Below are 18,757 nucleotides of genomic sequence, written 5' to 3'. Positions count from 1 at the left end.
TTCTACTCGCAGCGCCCTTTTATCGCAAGACAGAGAGCGCTATGCAGGATACTCAACCACCAGGCGACGAGGGGCGACACGACCTTCATCGTCCATCTCCCCCATGCCGATAAACTTGCCATCATCGCCTTCCGTCACGCGCACCAGCCCTTCCAGCGGCGCACCTGACGTCCGTACCGGGTTACCATTTTTAAAGTAAACCGACGATGTTAAAGGCAAATTAACAACAGGGTAGTCCGATGCAGGACTGTCCATTGGCATCAGCAAAGGATCAAGCAGCTGCGCCGCCGGAATGTTCTGCTGTTCGGCCTGTTCAACCAGCTCATGCAGATGTTCCAGCGTAACCATACGATCCACCGGATACTTGCTGACCGTCAGACGACGCAGATACGTTACGTGCGCGCCGCAGCCCAGCTTCTCACCGAGATCGTCAACGATGGTGCGAATATAAGTGCCTTTGGAGCAGTGAACTTCCAGCTCCAGCTCGTTACCTTCGTGGCGAATAAACAGCAGCTCATAGACGGTAATCGGGCGCGCTTCACGCGGCACTTCAATGCCCTGACGCGCATATTCGTACAGCTTTTTACCCTGGTACTTCAGCGCCGAATACATTGACGGAATCTGCTCGATATCGCCGCGGAAAGTCTCCAGCGCGCTGGCAAGCTGCTCTGCGCTGAAGGTTACCGGACGCTCCTGCACGATTTGCCCATCGGCATCGGAGGTGTCGGTACGCTGGCCCAGACGGGCAACCACACGATAGCGTTTGTCAGAATCCAGCAAATACTGGGAAAACTTAGTCGCTTCACCGAGGCAGATAGGCAGCATGCCTGTTGCCAGCGGATCCAGCGCGCCGGTATGTCCCGCGCGGTTGGCATTGTAGATGCGCTTTACTTTTTGCAGTACGTCATTGCTGGACATGCCCTGCGGCTTATCCAGCAGCAGAACACCGTGAATGTCGCGACCACGACGACGAGGACGACTCATCAGTCCTCCTTGCTGTCGTCCGCTGGGTTCACACGACGCTCATCGTCATGTTTCACCACGCTGGTCACCAGGTTGGACATGCGCATCCCTTCAACTAACGAATTGTCGTAGAAGAAGGTCAGCTCAGGCACGATACGCAGACGCATTGCTTTACCCAGCAGAGAGCGGATAAAACCAGAGGCTTCCTGCAGTGCCTTAATGCCGTTTTTCACGGCAGCTTCGTCCTGATCGTTGAGGAAAGTCACGAACACTTTAGCGTATGCCAGGTCTCGGGACATCTCAACACCCGATACGGTGGTCATCATACCAACACGCGGGTCTTTGATTTCGCGTTGCAGGATGAGTGCGATTTCTTTCTGCATCTCCTGCGCGACACGCTGTGGGCGACCAAATTCTTTCGCCATAATAAATTCTCCAGAATAAAGACAAAAAAGGGGCCATAAGCCCCTTTTTAAATTTCTTGCCGGGTGGCGCTTCGCTTCCCCAGCCTACACTTAATCATCTTCTAAGGATTTTGGGTTGCAGCAAGGCGGCAAACTCGTAAATCCCCGGAAGTATAGATAACTATGTGACCGGGGTGATCGAGCGCAGCCAACGCAGTTGCGGCCCAAAAGACGACGAAGATTATGCGATGGTACGTTTGATCTCGATAATCTCGAACACTTCGATCATATCGCCAACGCGAACGTCGTTGTAGTTCTTAACGCCGATACCACATTCCATGCCGTTACGGACTTCGTTGACGTCATCTTTGAAGCGGCGCAGGGATTCCAGCTCGCCTTCATAGATAACCACGTTGTCGCGCAGTACGCGGATTGGGTTGTGACGTTTAATCGTGCCTTCGGTAACCATACAGCCTGCGATAGCGCCGAATTTCGGTGATTTGAACACATCACGAACTTCAGCCAGACCAATGATCTGCTGTTTCAGTTCCGGAGACAGCATGCCGCTCATCGCTGCTTTCACTTCGTCGATCAGATGATAGATGACGGAGTAGTAACGCAGATCCAGGCTTTCTGATTCGATAACTTTACGTGCAGAGGCATCAGCACGGACGTTGAAGCCAACCAGAATCGCGTTGGATGCCGCAGCCAGGGTCGCGTCGGTTTCGGTGATACCACCTACGCCAGAACCGATAATCTTCACTTTTACTTCGTCGGTAGACAGTTTCAGTAAAGAGTCGGAAATCGCTTCTACAGAACCCTGAACATCGGCCTTCAGAACGATGTTCACTTCGTGAACTTCGCCTTCGGTCATGTTGGCGAACATGTTCTCCAGTTTAGATTTCTGCTGACGAGCCAGTTTAACTTCACGGAATTTGCCCTGACGGTACAGTGCAACTTCACGGGCTTTCTTCTCGTCACGAACAACGGTAACTTCGTCACCCGCAGCCGGAACACCGGACAGACCCAGGATTTCCACCGGAATGGATGGACCCGCTTCCAGTACTTCCTGACCCAGTTCGTTACGCATCGCACGAACGCGGCCGTATTCGAAACCACACAGTACGATGTCGCCTTTGTTCAGCGTACCTTCACGTACCAGCACGGTAGCAACCGGACCACGACCTTTATCCAGGAAGGATTCGATAACCGCACCGCTCGCCATACCTTTACGCACAGCTTTCAGTTCCAGTACTTCGGCCTGCAGCAGGATAGCATCCAGCAGTTCGTCGATACCGGTACCCGCTTTCGCAGAAACGTGAACGAACTGGCTCTCGCCGCCCCAATCTTCCGGCATGATGCCGTACTGGGACAGTTCGTTTTTAACGCGATCTGGATCCGCTTCTGGTTTATCGATTTTGTTGACTGCAACCACTACCGGCACACCTGCCGCTTTCGCGTGCTGGATAGCTTCGATAGTCTGCGGCATCACGCCGTCATCTGCTGCAACAACCAGAACAACGATATCCGTCGCCTGAGCACCACGAGCACGCATGGAGGTAAACGCGGCGTGACCCGGGGTATCCAGGAAGGTGATCATACCGTTGTCAGTTTCAACATGGTACGCACCGATGTGCTGAGTAATGCCGCCCGCTTCGCCAGAGGCAACTTTCGTGGAGCGAATGTAGTCCAGCAGAGAGGTTTTACCGTGGTCAACGTGACCCATGATGGTCACTACCGGTGCGCGCGGTTCTGCCGCAGCGCCGGTGTCACGGTCGCTCATTACTGCTTCTTCCAGCTCGTTTTCACGACGCAGGATAACTTTGTGGCCCATCTCTTCGGCAACCAGCTGTGCGGTTTCCTGGTCGATGACCTGGTTAATGGTCGCCATTGCGCCCAGCTTCATCATCGCTTTGATGACCTGAGAACCTTTGACTGCCATCTTGTTTGCCAGATCGCCAACGGTGATGGTTTCGCCGATCACAACGTCACGGTTAACGGCCTGAGCCGGCTTCTGGAAGCCCTGCTGCAGAGCAGAGCCTTTACGCTGCTTACCGCCTTTACCGCCGCGAACCGCTGCACGCGCTTCTTCACGGTCAGCTTTAGATTCAGCGTGTTTGTTACCTTTCTTCGCCGGACGCGCTGCTTTCGTGCTGCGAGTACGACCACGACCGCCTTCTACTTCACGATCGTTCTCGTCTTCTGCCTGGCGAGCATGCTGAGAGGTAGTGACGTGATAATCGCTGGTATCTTCAACAGGTTCAGCGTTATTCACACCATTCTTCTCGTTTTCTTCCGCCATACGGCGAGCTTCTTCCGCTACGCGGCGCGCTTCTTCTTCAAGCTTGCGACGTGCTTCTTCTTCCGCTTTACGCTTCAGTTCTGCGGCTTCATTTTCACGGCGGGCTTTTTCGGCCTGGGCGGTTTTAGTCATATCGTCGGTCTGTTGATTGCTCACTTTGTCTTTTTCCGCAGCTTCACGTTTCGCTTTATCAGCGGCTTCACGCTTAGCTTGTTCTGCGGCCTCACGTTCGGCTTTTTGTTGCGCCTCGCGTTTGGCAGCTTCTTCTGCCTCACGACGGGCTTGCTCTTCCGCTTCACGCTGCGCCTGCTCTTCCGCGGCAAGGCGTTCAGCCTCTTGCGGATCGCGTTTCACAAAGGTGCGTGTCTTGCGGACTTCGATTTGTACCGATTTGCTTTTTCCACCGGTACCTGGAATATTGAGAGTACTGCGCGTTTTACGCTGCAATGTCAACTTATCGGGCGCTGAGCCGTTTTCACGGTTCAGATGCGCCAGTAAGGTTTGTTTCTCTTGTGCGGACACAGAGTCGTCAGCAGACTTCGGGATACCTGCATCAGCAAATTGCTGTACCAGGCGATCCACGGAGGTCTGTATCTCTGCAGCCAGCGTTTTTACGGTTACATCTGTCATACTGTTCCTTCCTGCTACAGTTTATTACGCTTCGTCGCCGAACCAGCAAATATTACGGGCAGCCATAATCAGCTCACCGGCTTTTTCGTCGGTCAACCCTTCGATATCAGCCAGATCATCAATGCCCTGTTCAGCGAGATCTTCCAGCGTACAAACACCACGGGCAGCCAGTTTGAAAGCCATCTCACGATCCAATCCTTCCAGATTCAGCAGATCGTCAGCCGGTTTGTTATCACCGAGACTTTCTTCCTGGGCCAGTGCCAGAGTGGTCAGTGCGTTTTTAGCACGCTCGCGCAGCGCTTCAACGGTCTGTTCATCCAGGCCGTCAATTTCCAACAGCTCTTTCATTGGCACGTAGGCCAGTTCTTCCAGCGTCGCAAAACCTTCTTCCACCAGAACTGTCGCGAAATCTTCATCGATATCGAGATATTTGGTGAAGGTATCAATGGCTGCATGTGCTTCAGCCTGATGCTTCGCCTGCAGGTCATCAACGGTCATCACGTTGAGTTCCCAACCGCTCAGTTGTGAAGCCAGGCGGACGTTCTGACCATTACGTCCAATCGCCTGAGCCAGGTTACCGGCTTCAACCGCGATATCCATGGTGTGTTTGTCTTCATCCACCACGATAGAAGCGACGTCTGCTGGCGCCATTGCGTTAATCACGAACTGCGCCGGGTTATCATCCCACAGGACGATATCGATACGCTCGCCGCCCAGTTCGGTAGAAACCGCCTGAACGCGCGCACCGCGCATACCCACACAGGCGCCGACCGGATCAATACGCTTGTCGTTGGTCTTAACGGCGATTTTCGCACGTGAACCCGGATCGCGAGCAGCCGCTTTAATTTCGATCACTTCTTCGCCAATTTCCGGCACTTCAATGCGGAACAGCTCTATCAGCATTTCCGGTTTGGAACGGGTTACGAACAGCTGCGCACCGCGCGCTTCCGGGCGTACAGAGTAAAGAACGCCACGGATACGGTCACCTGGGCGGAAGTTTTCACGCGGCAGCATGTCTTCACGCAGGATCACGGCTTCAGCATTGCTGCCCAGATCCAGAGAAATGTTGTCGCGGTTAACTTTCTTCACCACACCGGTGACGATTTCGCCTTCGTGTTCGCGGAATTGATCGACAACCATTGCGCGTTCGGCTTCACGTACTTTCTGTACGATAACCTGTTTCGCGGTCTGGGTGGTGATACGGTCAAAGGTGACAGATTCAATCTGATCTTCAACATATTCGCCCACGTTCAGGCTTTCGTCTTCGAAGCGTGCCGCTTCCAGCGTAATTTCTTTGGTGGGCTGAGTAACTTCTTCTACGATTACCCAACGACGGAAGGTATCGAAATCACCGCTTTTACGATCGATTTCTACGCGAACGTCGATCTCTTGCTCATATTTTTTCTTTGTTGCTGTAGCCAGCGCACTTTCCAGCGCTTCAAAAATTTTCTCGCGTGGCAGCGCTTTTTCGTTGGATACGGCTTCAACAACAGCCAAAATTTCTTTGTTCATCGCGGGCTTTTCACCTCAATCCAGACTGTTAAAAGTGGGGAACCAGGTTCGCCTTCTGGATATTACTCAGCGCGAACACTTCATCTTTACCTTCGACTGTGACCGTGATCATCTCACCATCCACCGCTTTGATAACGCCCTGCCATTTACGACGGTTTTGTACCGCCATACGAAGAACCAGCGTCACTTCTTCACCCAGGAAACGCACGTAGTGTTCAGCTGTGAACAGAGGACGGTCGAGACCCGGAGAGGAGACTTCCAGGTTGTAGGCAACGGTGATTGGGTCTTCGACATCCATCACGGCGCTTACCTGATGGCTCACATCAGCACAATCATCAACATTGATGCCATCTTCACTATCAATATAGATGCGCAGTGTGGATGTGCGACCACGAATAAATTCGATGCCGACCAACTCGTAGCCCAGGGCTTCAACTGGCGCTGTAATCATCTCTGTTAATTTTTGCTCTAATGTGGACAAGCCCACCCCCAAGACATAAAAAAAGGGCCTAAAGCCCAGTTATTCTGTAGTCAGATAACAAAAAACCCCGATAAATCGGGGCTTTATATAACTGAACCCTATAACCGCACCTGCGGTTCGGAAAACCTTCCGAAAGAATTTTTTTCAAATCCAGCTACGAAGGCCTAAGTCTTCACAGTATATTTGAAAAAGAACTCTAAGGGAAAGTGGTTGCGGGGGCCGGATTTGAACCGACGACCTTCGGGTTATGAGCCCGACGAGCTACCAGGCTGCTCCACCCCGCGCCTGAAACGTGGCAAATTTTACTCGTTTTGGGTAAAAAATGCAAATACTGCTGGGATTTGGTACCGAGGACGGGACGTAAAATCTGTGCACAGTATATTGATTCACTATGCGGTATGTCAACCTTGTTACGACTATGCAAATCAATGAATGCTGCCCAGCGAATATTCGACCAGATAAATGTGTCACCCGCGCCGTTATTTAACGAAATTATCACTAAACTCTTCCTGTCATCCAGAAAAGATGATTAAATGAAAACTCACTTATTTTGCATAAAAATGCAATTAGTATAATAAGCCGACCTCTTCACCAGTCTATCAAGCAGGGTTTTATTTTATGACGACGATTCTCAAGCATCTCCCGGTAGGTCAACGTATTGGTATCGCTTTTTCCGGCGGCCTGGACACCAGTGCAGCACTGCTGTGGATGCGACAAAAAGGGGCTGTCCCATATGCATATACTGCGAATTTGGGCCAGCCGGATGAGGATGACTATGACGCCATTCCTCGCCGTGCAATGGAATATGGTGCTGAGAATGCTCGCCTGGTAGATTGCCGTAAGCAACTGGTTGCCGAAGGGATCGCAGCGATTCAGTGCGGTGCATTCCACAACACCACCGGCGGACTGACCTATTTCAATACCACTCCGCTGGGCCGTGCTGTCACCGGCACTATGCTGGTTGCGGCCATGAAAGAAGATGGCGTTAATATCTGGGGTGACGGTAGCACCTATAAAGGTAACGATATTGAACGCTTCTATCGTTACGGTCTGCTGACCAACGCCGAACTGCAGATTTACAAACCATGGCTGGATACCGATTTTATCGATGAACTCGGTGGTCGCCATGAGATGTCCGAATTTATGATTGCCTGTGGTTTCGACTACAAGATGTCCGTTGAGAAAGCGTACTCCACGGACTCCAATATGCTCGGGGCGACCCACGAAGCAAAAGACCTTGAGTTTCTGAACTCCAGCGTCAAAATCGTCAACCCGATTATGGGCGTGAAATTCTGGGATGAGAGCGTGAAGATCCCGGCAGAAGAAGTCACCGTGCGTTTTGAGCAGGGTCATCCGGTAGCGCTGAACGGTAAAACCTTCAGCGACGACGTTGAGATGATGCTGGAAGCCAACCGCATCGGCGGCCGTCACGGTCTGGGTATGAGCGATCAGATTGAAAACCGTATCATTGAAGCAAAAAGCCGGGGCATCTACGAAGCTCCGGGGATGGCATTGCTGCACATCGCCTATGAGCGTCTGCTGACCGGGATTCACAACGAAGACACCATCGAGCAGTATCACGCGCACGGTCGCCAGCTTGGTCGTCTGTTGTATCAGGGCCGCTGGTTTGACTCTCAGGCGCTGATGCTGCGTGACGGTCTACAGCGTTGGGTTGCCAGCCAGATTACGGGTGAAGTGACGCTGGAACTGCGTCGCGGTAATGATTACTCAATCCTCAACACCGTGTCTGACAATCTGACTTACAAACCAGAACGTCTGACGATGGAAAAAGGCGACTCGGTATTCTCTCCGGATGATCGTATCGGTCAGTTGACCATGCGTAATCTGGATATCACTGATACCCGCGAGAAGCTGTTCGGTTATGCGCAGTCTGGTCTGCTGACCGCCTCTTCCACAACCGGCCTGCCGCAGGTTGAGAATCTGGAAAACAAGGTGAAGTAAATATTCATCATCTTCAGGCCGCGAAAGCGGCCTTTTTTATGCGCAGAAAATAGGGATGTTCTGTTACCCTGAGGCCTGATAAGCCTGGCACCATCAGGTATTGTAATAGTCGGATGGCGTCCTAAATGTCTTATCCGACCTACAGAACTACCACAAATGACAGACGAAAAAAAAGACGCTTTGCAGCGTCTTTTTTTTGGAATTTGGTACCGAGGATGGGACTCGAACCCACAAGCCCGTTAGGGCACTACCACCTCAAGGTAGCGTGTCTACCAATTCCACCACCTCGGTACAGAATACTTAGCGTGGGATATCGCTGGTCGGCTGAGCCGGAGCAGCTGGCTGAGTTTGCTCGGTTTTCGCCGGTGCACTCAGATTTTCCCACTCACTTCCTTTATTGGTCTTATTGCTGTTCATGTTACCCAGCACCAGACTGATGATGAAGAACAAGGTTCCTAATACAGCTGTCATGCGGGTCATGAAGTTACCAGAACCACTTGAACCAAACAGAGTACCAGAAGCGCCTGCGCCAAAAGAGGCTCCCATATCAGCGCCTTTGCCTTGCTGCAGCATGATCAAGCCTACCAGGCCAATTGCCACAATAAGGAAAACTACTAAAAGAGCTTCGTGCATAATCAACCTGTTCCTTGCGGAGTTGCCGCGTACAATGCTTCGACCATTAAAGCGGGAATGTTTACTGTTTCCCACTGAAGCGGGTGTGAATACTAACCAAAGCGAATAACCTTCGCAAGGGCAATTTGTTGGCATTGTATCAACTGCGGAAAAAATCGCCACATCAATCAAAAACGCAGCAACTTCTCCCAGCATCTCTGCATGACGGCGCGTTGATCGTCAAGATTCGCCCATACCACAACGGGGATTTCACAAATCAGGTCAGCGTTTTCTGGCCAGCAGTGAATAATTTGCTGGTTCACCAACTCTTCCGCCACCATCGATTCGGGTAACCATGCCATTCCCATATGCCGCAGCACCATTTCTCGTATCGTTTCGCTTAAACCACTCTCAAACACTTTTTTCAGACGTGGGCGGACGCGTTGTTCAGCTGGCTCAATAATGCGTCTGACAAAGGTGTAGTCGCTATAGCATAGCCATGGGATCGGCGCATGCGGATCGTTAAGCGCATTAGCCAACTGCGCAGAAATAACCGGTATAAATCGCTCATACCGCCATAGTGAACGTTTTAACCCTCCGGCAATCTCCAGCCCCGGCTGCGAAGACGGTAAATCGTAGGTCACCAGAAGATCGATTTGCCGATCTATCAAGGCGTTAAAGTGGTTGTCTATCCCCTGAATACTGGCATTAACCGTAAAATTTAACTGCGGTTCGCTCTGTCGCAGATAGTTGATCATATCCGGCAGGATATTCACCGACAGCGTATGCAGGCTAACCATCACCAGCGTATTGTCCGTTGCTGGCGTCATCGCCGATAGCTCGTGCCGCGCCTCTGTTAGTGTACTGAGGACGTGCCGGGCATAGGGTTCAAAGCGTTCACCATAGCGTGTCAGCGTAACGGGGGTCGTGGTCCGGTCAAACAACGGCACCCCTAACACCTCTTCCAGCGCCTTTATACGCCGACTGAGTGCGGGTTGAGTAATATGCCGCTGCGCCGCGGCCTGAGAGTAGTTTCCATGCTGACTCAATGCCAGAAAATCTTCCAGCCACTTACAATCCACGTTGAACTCTCCACCATGCCATAACCGCATCCTCCAATACCAAATCGGTAATAGTCATAGTTATAGTAATGGCTTTATGGTGGGCATCATAACAACAATATTCCTTTTCACCTGCCGACTCTCACCCACGACGTTTGACAGGACCGATATGTTTACTTTATTGACCAATGCCCGTGTTTTTTCTCCCGAGGATTTAGGCCTCTGCTCCCTGCTCATTCATGCCGACCGAATTGTGGCGGTAGAAAAAGATCTTTCCCTGTTTGATGGCGTCGACGAGGTCATCGATTGTCATGGCAAATGGGTTATCCCAGGCATTATCGATCAGCATGTCCATCTTACCGGTGGCGGTGGCGAGGCTGGATTTGCCAGCCGAACGCCAGCCGTCAAGCTACGCGATCTGATTCAGGCAGGTATTACCACGGTTGTCGGCGTGTTAGGTACCGATGCCATTTCTCGTTCGCCCAAAGACCTCTACGCCAAAATGCAGTCTCTCAACCTTGAGGGATTACGCGCATTTATGCATACGGGAGCCTACGCGGTACCCAGCCCAACCATTACGCGATCCATCCGCGATGACATGACCTTCATTCCGGCGATTCTTGGCGTCAAAATCGCCCTCGCCGATCACCGTGGTTCTTACCCCTCTTTCCAGGAATTGCTGAGAATAGTAAGCGATATCCGTGTGGCTTCCCTGCTGGCAGGCAAAAAAGGGTTACTGCATGTACATCTGGGGAATCTGCCTGAAGGGATGTCACAGCTTATTGAGCTGTGTGATGCAGGCATTCCGATTCACCACATTTCACCGACCCATGTTGCGAGAACAGCGCCCTTGTTCGAACAGGCGATTGCGTTCGCTCATCGTGGCGGCCATATCGACGTTACGTCTGGCGGTAGTCGCTTTATGCCTCAGGAGCAGGCAATCCTCCACGCTCTGGAAGCCCAGGTTCCAGCCGATCGCATCACGATCAGCTCTGATGGTAATGGCAGCGTTCCGCGCTTTAACGCCCAGGGTATTGTGGAAGGCTTAAGCGCGGCACCGGTCGCTGGTAACCTTAATCTTCTTCCTCGTCTGATTGATGTGGGGATCCCGGTGCCACAAGCGATCGCGATGTTGACGGCAAACGTTGCGCGCTCGTTGGGTATTTCCGGCGGCGTGCTCTGCGCCGGGGAACGTGCCGATATCTGTGTACTCAATGATGACCTCTCGCTGGCCCATCTGTTCGCTGCGGGTAAGCCGTTGCTGCGGGATGGCGAGTGCCTGGTTACTGGCAACTTCGAGTAAGGGGGCAAGAATGTCATTATTATTGGCGCTAATTGCCATCATTTTTGCCGGACGTCTGATCCTCAAAAAGTATCATCCCCAGTCAGTGTTGCTGTTGACCGGGATTGTGCTGCTGCTTATCGCGCATTTTAGCGGGATGACCACGCTCAGTGACCTGGTGAAAAAAAGCACCGGATTCGGCCCCTTTGATGCCTTTGAGTTTATTCGCGATACCCTGAGCGTGCGCCTCGGCGGCCTTGGGCTGCAAATTATGCTGATTGGTGGTTTCGCTACATATATGTCGGCCATTGGCGCAAGCCAGGTGCTGGTTCGGGTGACGTCTCGCCCTTTGCAACGCCTGAACTCACCGTATCTGCTGTTGGGGCTGGCGCTGTTGCTGGGTCAATTCCTGTCGCTGTTTATCAGCAGCGCCACCGGGCTGGGTCTGCTGTTGATGGCGACGCTCTACCCGCTGCTGACCCGTCTTGGCTGTAGCCGCGCTGCCGTTGCCGCCGTTATCGCCAGTACCTGTGCGGTTGAATTTGGTCCCGGTTCCGGCAACTCGGTTCTCGCCGCCAAAACCGCAGGCATCGAGGTGGTGAACTATTTCGTGCAGGATCAGTTGCCGATCGTCGTCCCCGTTATTCTGTTCATCGCCCTGTTACATATTGTTGTGCAACGCTTTTTCGACCATCGGGAAAGCGGTGACGGTGTGGCTCAGCAGATGCAGACATTAACGTCGACCGATGAAACTGAAGCACCGATCGCCTGGCTTTTTCTGCCCATGCTGCCGCTGGTGTTGATGCTGGTGTGCAGTGATTTAGTATTCAGTTCGCTCAAAATTACGCTGGATACCGCCGTACTGATTAGCCTCGCTATTACCCTGGTTTGTGAGTATTGCCGTCATCGTAAGGCGCGCGAGGTGATGGCAGGCGTACAAAAAGTCTTCGACAGCATGGGCAGCGTTTTTGCTACCGTCGTCACGCTGATTATCGCCGGTGAAGTCTTTTCAGCCGGACTGAAAGCCATTGGCGCCGTCGATGCGCTGCTGTCGCTTTCCGGTGAATTTGGCCTCAGCGCCGCCTCTATTATCCTGCTGATGACCCTTATCACCTTTGCAATTTCAGCGCTAATGGGCTCAGGAAATGCGGCGTTTTTCTCCTTCGCCCCGATGGTACCGGACATCAGCCGTCATATCGGTAGCGACATCGCAGTCATGATGTTGCCTATCCAGATATCGGCGGGGATTGGTCGTACGTTATCCCCCATTGCCGGCGTCATCATTGCTATCGCGGGAATTGCAGGCGTCTCACCTGTGGACATTGTTAAGCGCACCGCGATTCCGATGCTGGGCGGTTGGTTACTGATGATTGCGCTGACCTTTGCCCGGTCAGGGCATTTGCTGGCGGTTCTGCCGTGGCTGGCAGTCCTTGTAATATTAATGATCGGTGGTTACTTCTGGCAGCGCCGACATAAACAGTCGCTTCCCGTACAGTAAAAAAAAACCGGAGTCCCAGACTCCGGTTTTCACTGTTTTTAGTGATTACACCGCTTTGACGGCATCGGCAATACGGTGAGCGAATTCAGTCACCTGAGCTTCATCTTCACCTTCAACCATCACGCGAATTAACGGTTCTGTACCTGACTTACGCAGCAGAACACGTCCGCGATTGCCCAGTGCAGCTTCAACTTCAGCCATCACCGCTTTCACGTTTTCATGTTCCAGCGGATCGCCGCTACCTGCGGTGTAACGTACGTTAACCAGCAATTGCGGGAACATTTTCATGCCGCTGCACAGGTCGTGCAAACTCATATGGTTACGCACCATCGCCGCCAGTACCTGCAGACCTGCAACGATACCGTCACCGGTGGTGGTTTTGTCCAGCAGGATCACATGGCCTGAGTTTTCAGCACCGATACGCCAGCCTTTTTCCTGCATTTTTTCCAGTACATAGCGGTCGCCGACTTTCGCACGGGCAAACGGAATACCCAACTGTTTCAGGGCCAGCTCGAGGCCCATATTGCTCATCAGCGTGCCTACCGCGCCACCGCGCAGTTGCCCCTGACGCAGGGCTTCACGGGCAATGATGTACATGATCTGATCGCCATCGACCTTATTGCCTTCGTGGTCAACCATAATGACGCGGTCGCCGTCACCATCCAGCGCAATACCCAGATCGGCTTTTTCCGCCATCACACGCGCCTGTAGGGCACGGACGTCGGTAGCGCCGACTTCTTCATTGATATTCACACCGTTTGGCTCACAGCCAATAGCAATCACGTTTGCGCCCAGCTCACGCAGTACACTTGGCGCAATATGGTACGTCGCACCATTAGCGCAATCCACCACGATTTTAAGCTCACTCAGGCTCAATTCATTCGGGAAGGTGCCTTTGCAAAACTCGATATAACGACCGGCAGCATCAACGATACGGGTAGCTTTACCCAGTTCAGCCGAGTCCACGCAGGTGATCGCTTTTTCCATTTCGGCTTCGATAGCTTCTTCAACCGCATCCGGCAGTTTAGTCCCATCGATGGAGAAGAATTTAATCCCGTTGTCATAGTACGGGTTGTGCGAAGCAGAGATAACAATCCCGGCTTCAGCACGGAAGGTGCGCGTCAGATATGCAACAGCAGGTGTTGGCATTGGGCCTGTGAAAGAAGCCGACAGTCCGGCGGCAGCCAGACCCGCTTCCAGTGCGGACTCCAGCATATAGCCAGAAATACGCGTATCTTTGCCGATAATAATTTTACGTGAACCATGACGTGCCAGCACTTTTCCTGCAGCCCAACCCAGTTTGAGCACAAAGTCAGGGGTAATTGGGGCGTCGCCTACGCGACCACGGATCCCATCGGTGCCAAAATATTTACGATTACTCATAGCGTTTTTTTTCCTTTGCAGACAATGTGGCTTCCACCACACGCATCGCTTCTACGGTTTCTTTGACGTCATGGACACGAACGATATGCGCCCCTTGCATTGCGGCAATGACCGCACACGCAAGGCTACCGCTCAGGCGTTCGGATGGCCCTACATTCAGCAACTGGCCAACCATTGATTTTCGTGACATTCCAACCAGCAATGGCAGATTAAAATGATGAAACTCAGCCAAACGTGCCAGTAATGTGTAGTTGTGAGTGAGATTTTTACCGAATCCGAACCCGGGGTCGAGCAACAATTTATCTTTTGTGATTCCAGCCTGCTCGCAGCGTGCTATTTGTTCAACAAAGTAACGATTTACATCAGCAAAAACATTCTCGTACTTTGGTGCTTCCTGCATGGTTTTCGGCTGACCCTGCATATGCATCAGACAAATCGGTAATCCGGTTTCTGCTGCGGCTTCCAGCGCCCCAGGCTCCGAGAGTGAGCGAATGTCATTAATGATATGTGCGCCGACTCTGGCGCACTCGCGAATCACTTCTGCTTTTGAAGTATCGACCGAAATCCACACTTCAAAACGCTGAGCAATCGCCTCCACCACCGGGATCACTCGCTGCAACTCTTCTTCCACGCTCACATCGGCCGCGCCTGGACGCGTGGATTCACCACCCACATCAATGATAGTCGCCCCGGCGTTAATCATCAGGTTTGCGTGTTTTACCGCCTCAACCAGAGAGTTGTGCGCACCACCATCGGAAAAGGAATCTGGCGTGACGTTCAAAATCCCCATGACGTGCGGATGGCTGAGATCCAGTGAAGACCCCTGAGCAAAGAGTTTCATAGTTTTATCCCTGATAACATCTTGAATATACAAATAAGAAAAACCCCGGGGCAAGCCCCAGGGTTTTAAATTAAAACACGGTCATCATCAACGATAACTTATTTGTCGCCCAGTTGCTCTGACATGGTGCCAGAGTCCGGCGCACGCGGTTCATCAACCGGACGCGGCGCACTCGGCTTGCCGGTGCTGCCAGAGCTGTTGTTAGAAGAACCCGGTTCTTCCCAACCCGCTGGCGGACGTACCTCGCGGCGAGCCATCAGATCATCAATCTGCGGCGCATCGATGGTCTCATATTTCATGAGCGCATCTTTCATCGAGTGCAGAATGTCCATGTTTTCGTTCAGCAGACGACGCGCACGGTCATAGTTACGCTCAATCAGCAGTTTAACTTCCTGATCGATAATACGAGCCGTTTCATCGGACATATGTTTAGCTTTCGCCACAGAACGTCCCAGGAACACTTCGCCTTCTTCTTCAGCGTACAGCAACGGACCGAGTTTCTCGGAGAAGCCCCACTGAGTAACCATGTTACGCGCCAGGTTAGTCGCGACTTTAATGTCGTTCGACGCACCGGTAGAAACATGTTCAACACCGTAGATGATCTCTTCGGCCAGACGACCGCCGTACAGCGTGGAGATCTGACTTTCCAGTTTCTGACGACTGGCGCTGATAGCGTCGCCTTCAGGCAGGAAGAAGGTCACACCCAGCGCACGACCGCGCGGGATAATCGTTACTTTGTGCACCGGATCGTGTTCCGGTACCAGGCGACCGATAATCGCGTGGCCTGCTTCGTGATACGCGGTAGATTCTTTCTGCGCTTCCGTCATCACCATGGAGCGACGTTCCGCACCCATCATGATTTTGTCTTTCGCTTTCTCGAATTCAACCATCGATACAACACGCTTGTTGCCACGAGCTGCAAACAGCGCCGCTTCGTTGACCAGGTTCGCGAGATCCGCACCGGAGAAGCCAGGCGTACCACGTGCAATGATTGCCGCATCGATATCCGGAGACAGCGGTACGCGACGCATATGCACTTTCAGGATCTGTTCACGACCGCGGACATCCGGCAGACCAACCACAACCTGACGGTCGAAACGGCCTGGACGCAGCAGCGCAGGGTCAAGAACGTCCGGACGGTTAGTTGCCGCGATAACGATAATGCCTTCGTTACCTTCGAAGCCGTCCATCTCAACCAGCATCTGGTTCAGTGTCTGCTCACGTTCATCGTGACCACCGCCCAGACCTGCACCACGCTGGCGGCCTACGGCGTCGATTTCATCGATGAAGATGATGCACGGTGCCGCTTTCTTGGCTTGTTCGAACATGTCACGCACACGAGATGCACCGACACCCACGAACATTTCCACGAAATCAGAACCGGAAATGGTGAAGAAAGGAACCTTCGCTTCACCTGCGATAGCTTTCGCCAGCAGGGTTTTACCCGTACCCGGAGGACCGACCATCAGGACGCCTTTCGGGATTTTACCGCCCAGCTTCTGGAAACGGCTCGGCTCGCGCAGATACTCAACCAGCTCAGCAACTTCTTCTTTTGCTTCGTCGCAACCAGCAACGTCCGCAAAAGTCGTTTTGATCTGATCTTCCGTCAGCATGCGCGCTTTGCTCTTACCGAACGACATGGCACCTTTGCCACCACCGCCCTGCATTTGACGCATGAAGAAGATCCAGACACCAATCAGCAGCAGCATTGGGAACCAGGAAATGAAGATAGAAGCCAGCAGGCTCGGCTCTTCAGGCGGTTCACCAACAACCTTGACGTTTTTGGTCAGCAGGTTATCAAGCAGCTTCGGATCGTTAACCGGAATGTAGGTCGTGTAACGGTTACTATCTTTCTTGGTAACGTTAATCTCACGTCCGTTGATCTTCGCTTCACGAACCTGGTCCTGATTGACCTCTTGCAGGAAGGTAGAGTAATCAACCTTACGGCCATTAGACTCGCTGGGCCCAAAGCTCTGGAATACTGACATCAGCACAACGGCAATGACCAGCCAGAGAATTAGGTTTTTCGCCATGTCACTCAAGGGATTAACCTCATATTACAACTGTGTTAAAAACAGCGTCAGGATACTCTATATCCAGTTTCTTTCAAACTTTCGTTTGAAATCTACCGGTTATGGTTTACGCCCGGTCGCTACAATATACACTTCACGCGAACGGGCGCGAGAAGAGTCCGGCTTACGAACTTTGACCTTCGTAAACAGGGAGCGAATCTCTCTTAGATACTCATCGAAGCCTTCGCCCTGGAACACCTTCACTACAAAACTACCACCTGGCGCTAATACATCACGAGCCATTCCAAGCGCCAGCTCTACCAGATACATGGCCCGGGGAATATCCACCGCCGGTGTTCCACACATATTTGGCGCCATATCAGACATGACAACTTGTACTTTACTGTCACCTACGCGTTCAAGTAACGCTTTCAGGACTAATTCATCACGAAAGTCGCCCTGAAGGAAGTCCACACCAACGATTGGATCCATAGGTAAAAGATCGCAAGCGATAATGCGGCCAGTGTTGCCGATCTGCGTAACCGCATATTGCGACCAGCCACCGGGTGCAGCACCGAGATCAACAATCGTCATCCCCGGTTTAAAAATTTTGTCACTTTGCTGTATTTCATCAAGTTTAAACCAGGCACGGGAACGTAACCCCTTTTTCTGCGCCTGCTGAACATATTTATCGCTAAAGTGTTCCTGAAGCCAGCGACTCGAGCTGGCAGAACGCTTTTTACCTGTCATTTCACATTCCCAAAGGGCAGTTCATCGTAACCAATGGTGTAAATTTCTACACAGCTATTTGGCGATATATGGGAGATGGCGGTAGAATGACCCGTTTTCAATCCCAACGTAAGCAAAAATATACGATGAATCTGAGTACTAAACAAAAACAGCACCTGAAAGGTCTGGCACATCCGCTCAAGCCTGTAGTTATGCTTGGCAACAATGGTTTGACCGAAGGGGTACTGGCCGAGATTGAACAAGCGTTAGAGCACCATGAACTTATCAAGGTGAAAATCGCCTCGGAAGATCGCGATACTAAAACCTTGATCGTGGAAGCTATCGTACGCGAAACCGGCGCCTGCAATGTACAGGTCATCGGTAAAACGCTGGTACTGTATCGCCCGACTAAAGAACGTAAAATCTCGCTGCCACGCTAAGAATATCCCAAAGTTGCACACGAAGTTTGTGTAAAACGCGGGATTTTCCGCTAGCAGGAGAGCAAAATGCCACGCTCTCTTCGTTGATAAAAGGCCGCTATGCGGCCTTTTTCCTTTCTTTACAATGTATCAACATCTTAACCAAGATGCGAATTACAGGTATTCTACCTTCGTTACTTCATATTCAACTTCACCGCCCGGCGTTTTAATAACCACCACGTCATCCTGCTCTTTACCGATCAGGCCACGAGCAATAGGCGAGTTCACCGAAATCAGGTTCTGTTTAAAATCGGCTTCATCATCGCCGACAATACGCCAGGTCTGCTCTTCGTCGTTATCGAGATTCAGCACGGTAACCGTCGCGCCGAAAACTACGCGACCATTGTTCGGCATTTTTGTGACGTCGATAACCTGCGCGTTGGACAGTTTAGCTTCGATATCTTTAATGCGCCCTTCGCAGAAACCCTGCTGTTCGCGCGCCGCGTGATACTCTGCATTTTCTTTCAGGTCGCCATGCTCGCGCGCATCTGCGATAGCGGCAATGATTTCAGGACGGCGCACCGATTTCAGAAAATCCAGTTCTTCGCGCAGTTTTTCAGCACCACGTAAGGTCATTGGGATAGCTTGCATTTGTTATACCTCTTG

At 52.0% G+C, this 18,757-nt stretch carries 16 protein-coding genes and 2 tRNA genes; 4 read left to right on the top strand and 14 right to left on the bottom strand.

Going from position 1 to position 18,757, the window contains the following annotated elements; all coding sequences use genetic code 11:
* Positions 1 to 39 precede the first annotated feature (39 nt).
* The 6 genes from truB to N0B36_RS16460 all read right to left on the bottom strand — a co-directional run bounded on the left by truB (position 40) and on the right by N0B36_RS16460 (position 6,576).
* Entirely contained in the window at positions 40 to 984 is a 945-nt protein-coding gene (gene truB, locus N0B36_RS16485) for a tRNA pseudouridine(55) synthase TruB (protein ID WP_047358518.1), read from the bottom strand.
* Positions 984 to 1,388, bottom strand: a complete 405-nt coding sequence (rbfA, locus tag N0B36_RS16480; protein ID WP_003024988.1) for a 30S ribosome-binding factor RbfA — start codon at positions 1,386 to 1,388, stop codon at positions 984 to 986. Before rbfA ends, truB begins: the two co-directional genes overlap by 1 nt.
* Before the next feature lie 220 nt (positions 1,389 to 1,608).
* Complete coding sequence (gene infB, locus N0B36_RS16475; protein WP_016154667.1) at positions 1,609 to 4,299, bottom strand: translation initiation factor IF-2; 2,691 nt, start codon at positions 4,297 to 4,299, stop codon at positions 1,609 to 1,611.
* A gap of 24 nt (positions 4,300 to 4,323) precedes the next feature.
* Positions 4,324 to 5,811 (bottom strand): transcription termination factor NusA, encoded by a 1,488-nt coding sequence (nusA, locus tag N0B36_RS16470; protein WP_003024992.1) that lies wholly within the window; start codon positions 5,809 to 5,811, stop codon positions 4,324 to 4,326.
* A gap of 28 nt (positions 5,812 to 5,839) precedes the next feature.
* Positions 5,840 to 6,292: a ribosome maturation factor RimP gene (rimP, locus tag N0B36_RS16465; RefSeq protein WP_003024996.1), complete on the bottom strand. Its 453-nt coding sequence runs from the start codon at positions 6,290 to 6,292 to the stop codon at positions 5,840 to 5,842.
* 207 nt (positions 6,293 to 6,499) lie between these two features.
* Positions 6,500 to 6,576 (bottom strand) — tRNA-Met (locus N0B36_RS16460).
* Positions 6,577 to 6,910: 334 nt separating this feature from the next.
* Here N0B36_RS16460 and argG point away from each other — a divergent pair.
* The gene (argG, locus tag N0B36_RS16455; RefSeq protein WP_216403824.1) at positions 6,911 to 8,254 is read left to right on the top strand and encodes an argininosuccinate synthase; all 1,344 of its coding nucleotides are present in this window, start codon (positions 6,911 to 6,913) and stop codon (positions 8,252 to 8,254) included.
* A 204-nt stretch (positions 8,255 to 8,458) separates the two neighbouring features.
* On the opposite strand, the gene N0B36_RS16450 is transcribed toward argG, so the two are convergent.
* From N0B36_RS16450 to N0B36_RS16440, 3 genes are all read right to left on the bottom strand, one after another.
* Positions 8,459 to 8,545 (bottom strand) — tRNA-Leu (locus N0B36_RS16450).
* Between the two features lie 9 nt (positions 8,546 to 8,554).
* On the bottom strand, positions 8,555 to 8,887 hold the full coding sequence (gene secG / locus N0B36_RS16445; protein ID WP_003025000.1) for a preprotein translocase subunit SecG: 333 nt from the start codon (positions 8,885 to 8,887) through the stop codon (positions 8,555 to 8,557).
* Between the two features lie 167 nt (positions 8,888 to 9,054).
* On the bottom strand, positions 9,055 to 9,948 hold the full coding sequence (locus N0B36_RS16440) for a LysR family transcriptional regulator (protein ID WP_047358519.1): 894 nt from the start codon (positions 9,946 to 9,948) through the stop codon (positions 9,055 to 9,057).
* Positions 9,949 to 10,096: 148 nt separating this feature from the next.
* Between N0B36_RS16440 and iadA the strand changes: the two genes are divergently transcribed.
* Entirely contained in the window at positions 10,097 to 11,230 is a 1,134-nt protein-coding gene (gene iadA / locus N0B36_RS16435; RefSeq protein ID WP_046275529.1) for a beta-aspartyl-peptidase, read from the top strand.
* 10 nt (positions 11,231 to 11,240) lie between these two features.
* The gene (gene dcuC / locus N0B36_RS16430) at positions 11,241 to 12,707 is read left to right on the top strand and encodes a C4-dicarboxylate transporter DcuC (RefSeq protein ID WP_019077781.1); all 1,467 of its coding nucleotides are present in this window, start codon (positions 11,241 to 11,243) and stop codon (positions 12,705 to 12,707) included.
* A 45-nt stretch (positions 12,708 to 12,752) separates the two neighbouring features.
* Here dcuC and glmM read toward each other — a convergent pair whose 3' ends face one another.
* The 4 genes from glmM to rlmE form a co-directional block, all read right to left on the bottom strand.
* Positions 12,753 to 14,090 carry a phosphoglucosamine mutase gene (gene glmM / locus N0B36_RS16425; RefSeq protein ID WP_047499736.1) on the bottom strand — a complete coding sequence of 446 codons (1,338 nt, stop codon included), beginning with the start codon at positions 14,088 to 14,090 and terminating at the stop codon, positions 12,753 to 12,755.
* Positions 14,083 to 14,931: a dihydropteroate synthase gene (gene folP / locus N0B36_RS16420; protein WP_216403823.1), complete on the bottom strand. Its 849-nt coding sequence runs from the start codon at positions 14,929 to 14,931 to the stop codon at positions 14,083 to 14,085. Before folP ends, glmM begins: the two co-directional genes overlap by 8 nt.
* A 98-nt stretch (positions 14,932 to 15,029) precedes the next feature.
* Positions 15,030 to 16,964, bottom strand: a complete 1,935-nt coding sequence (gene ftsH / locus N0B36_RS16415) for an ATP-dependent zinc metalloprotease FtsH (RefSeq protein WP_200108092.1) — start codon at positions 16,962 to 16,964, stop codon at positions 15,030 to 15,032.
* A 99-nt stretch (positions 16,965 to 17,063) separates the two neighbouring features.
* A complete protein-coding gene (rlmE, locus tag N0B36_RS16410) occupies positions 17,064 to 17,693 on the bottom strand; it encodes a 23S rRNA (uridine(2552)-2'-O)-methyltransferase RlmE (protein ID WP_003025015.1) in 630 nt (209 codons plus the stop codon).
* Positions 17,694 to 17,818: 125 nt separating this feature from the next.
* Here rlmE and yhbY point away from each other — a divergent pair, with 125 nt between their 5' ends.
* Positions 17,819 to 18,112, top strand: a complete 294-nt coding sequence (gene yhbY / locus N0B36_RS16405) for a ribosome assembly RNA-binding protein YhbY (protein WP_003025016.1) — start codon at positions 17,819 to 17,821, stop codon at positions 18,110 to 18,112.
* Positions 18,113 to 18,265: 153 nt separating this feature from the next.
* On the opposite strand, the gene greA is transcribed toward yhbY, so the two are convergent.
* The gene (greA, locus tag N0B36_RS16400; RefSeq protein ID WP_016154674.1) at positions 18,266 to 18,742 is read right to left on the bottom strand and encodes a transcription elongation factor GreA; all 477 of its coding nucleotides are present in this window, start codon (positions 18,740 to 18,742) and stop codon (positions 18,266 to 18,268) included.
* Between the last annotated feature and the right edge of the window lie 15 nt (positions 18,743 to 18,757).

The organism is Citrobacter sp. XY323 (assembly GCF_025106035.1).
Lineage (GTDB): Bacteria > Pseudomonadota > Gammaproteobacteria > Enterobacterales > Enterobacteriaceae > Citrobacter > Citrobacter braakii.
Note: the sequence above shows the minus strand (reverse complement) of the source record. Positions and strands in the feature narration are given on the sequence as shown.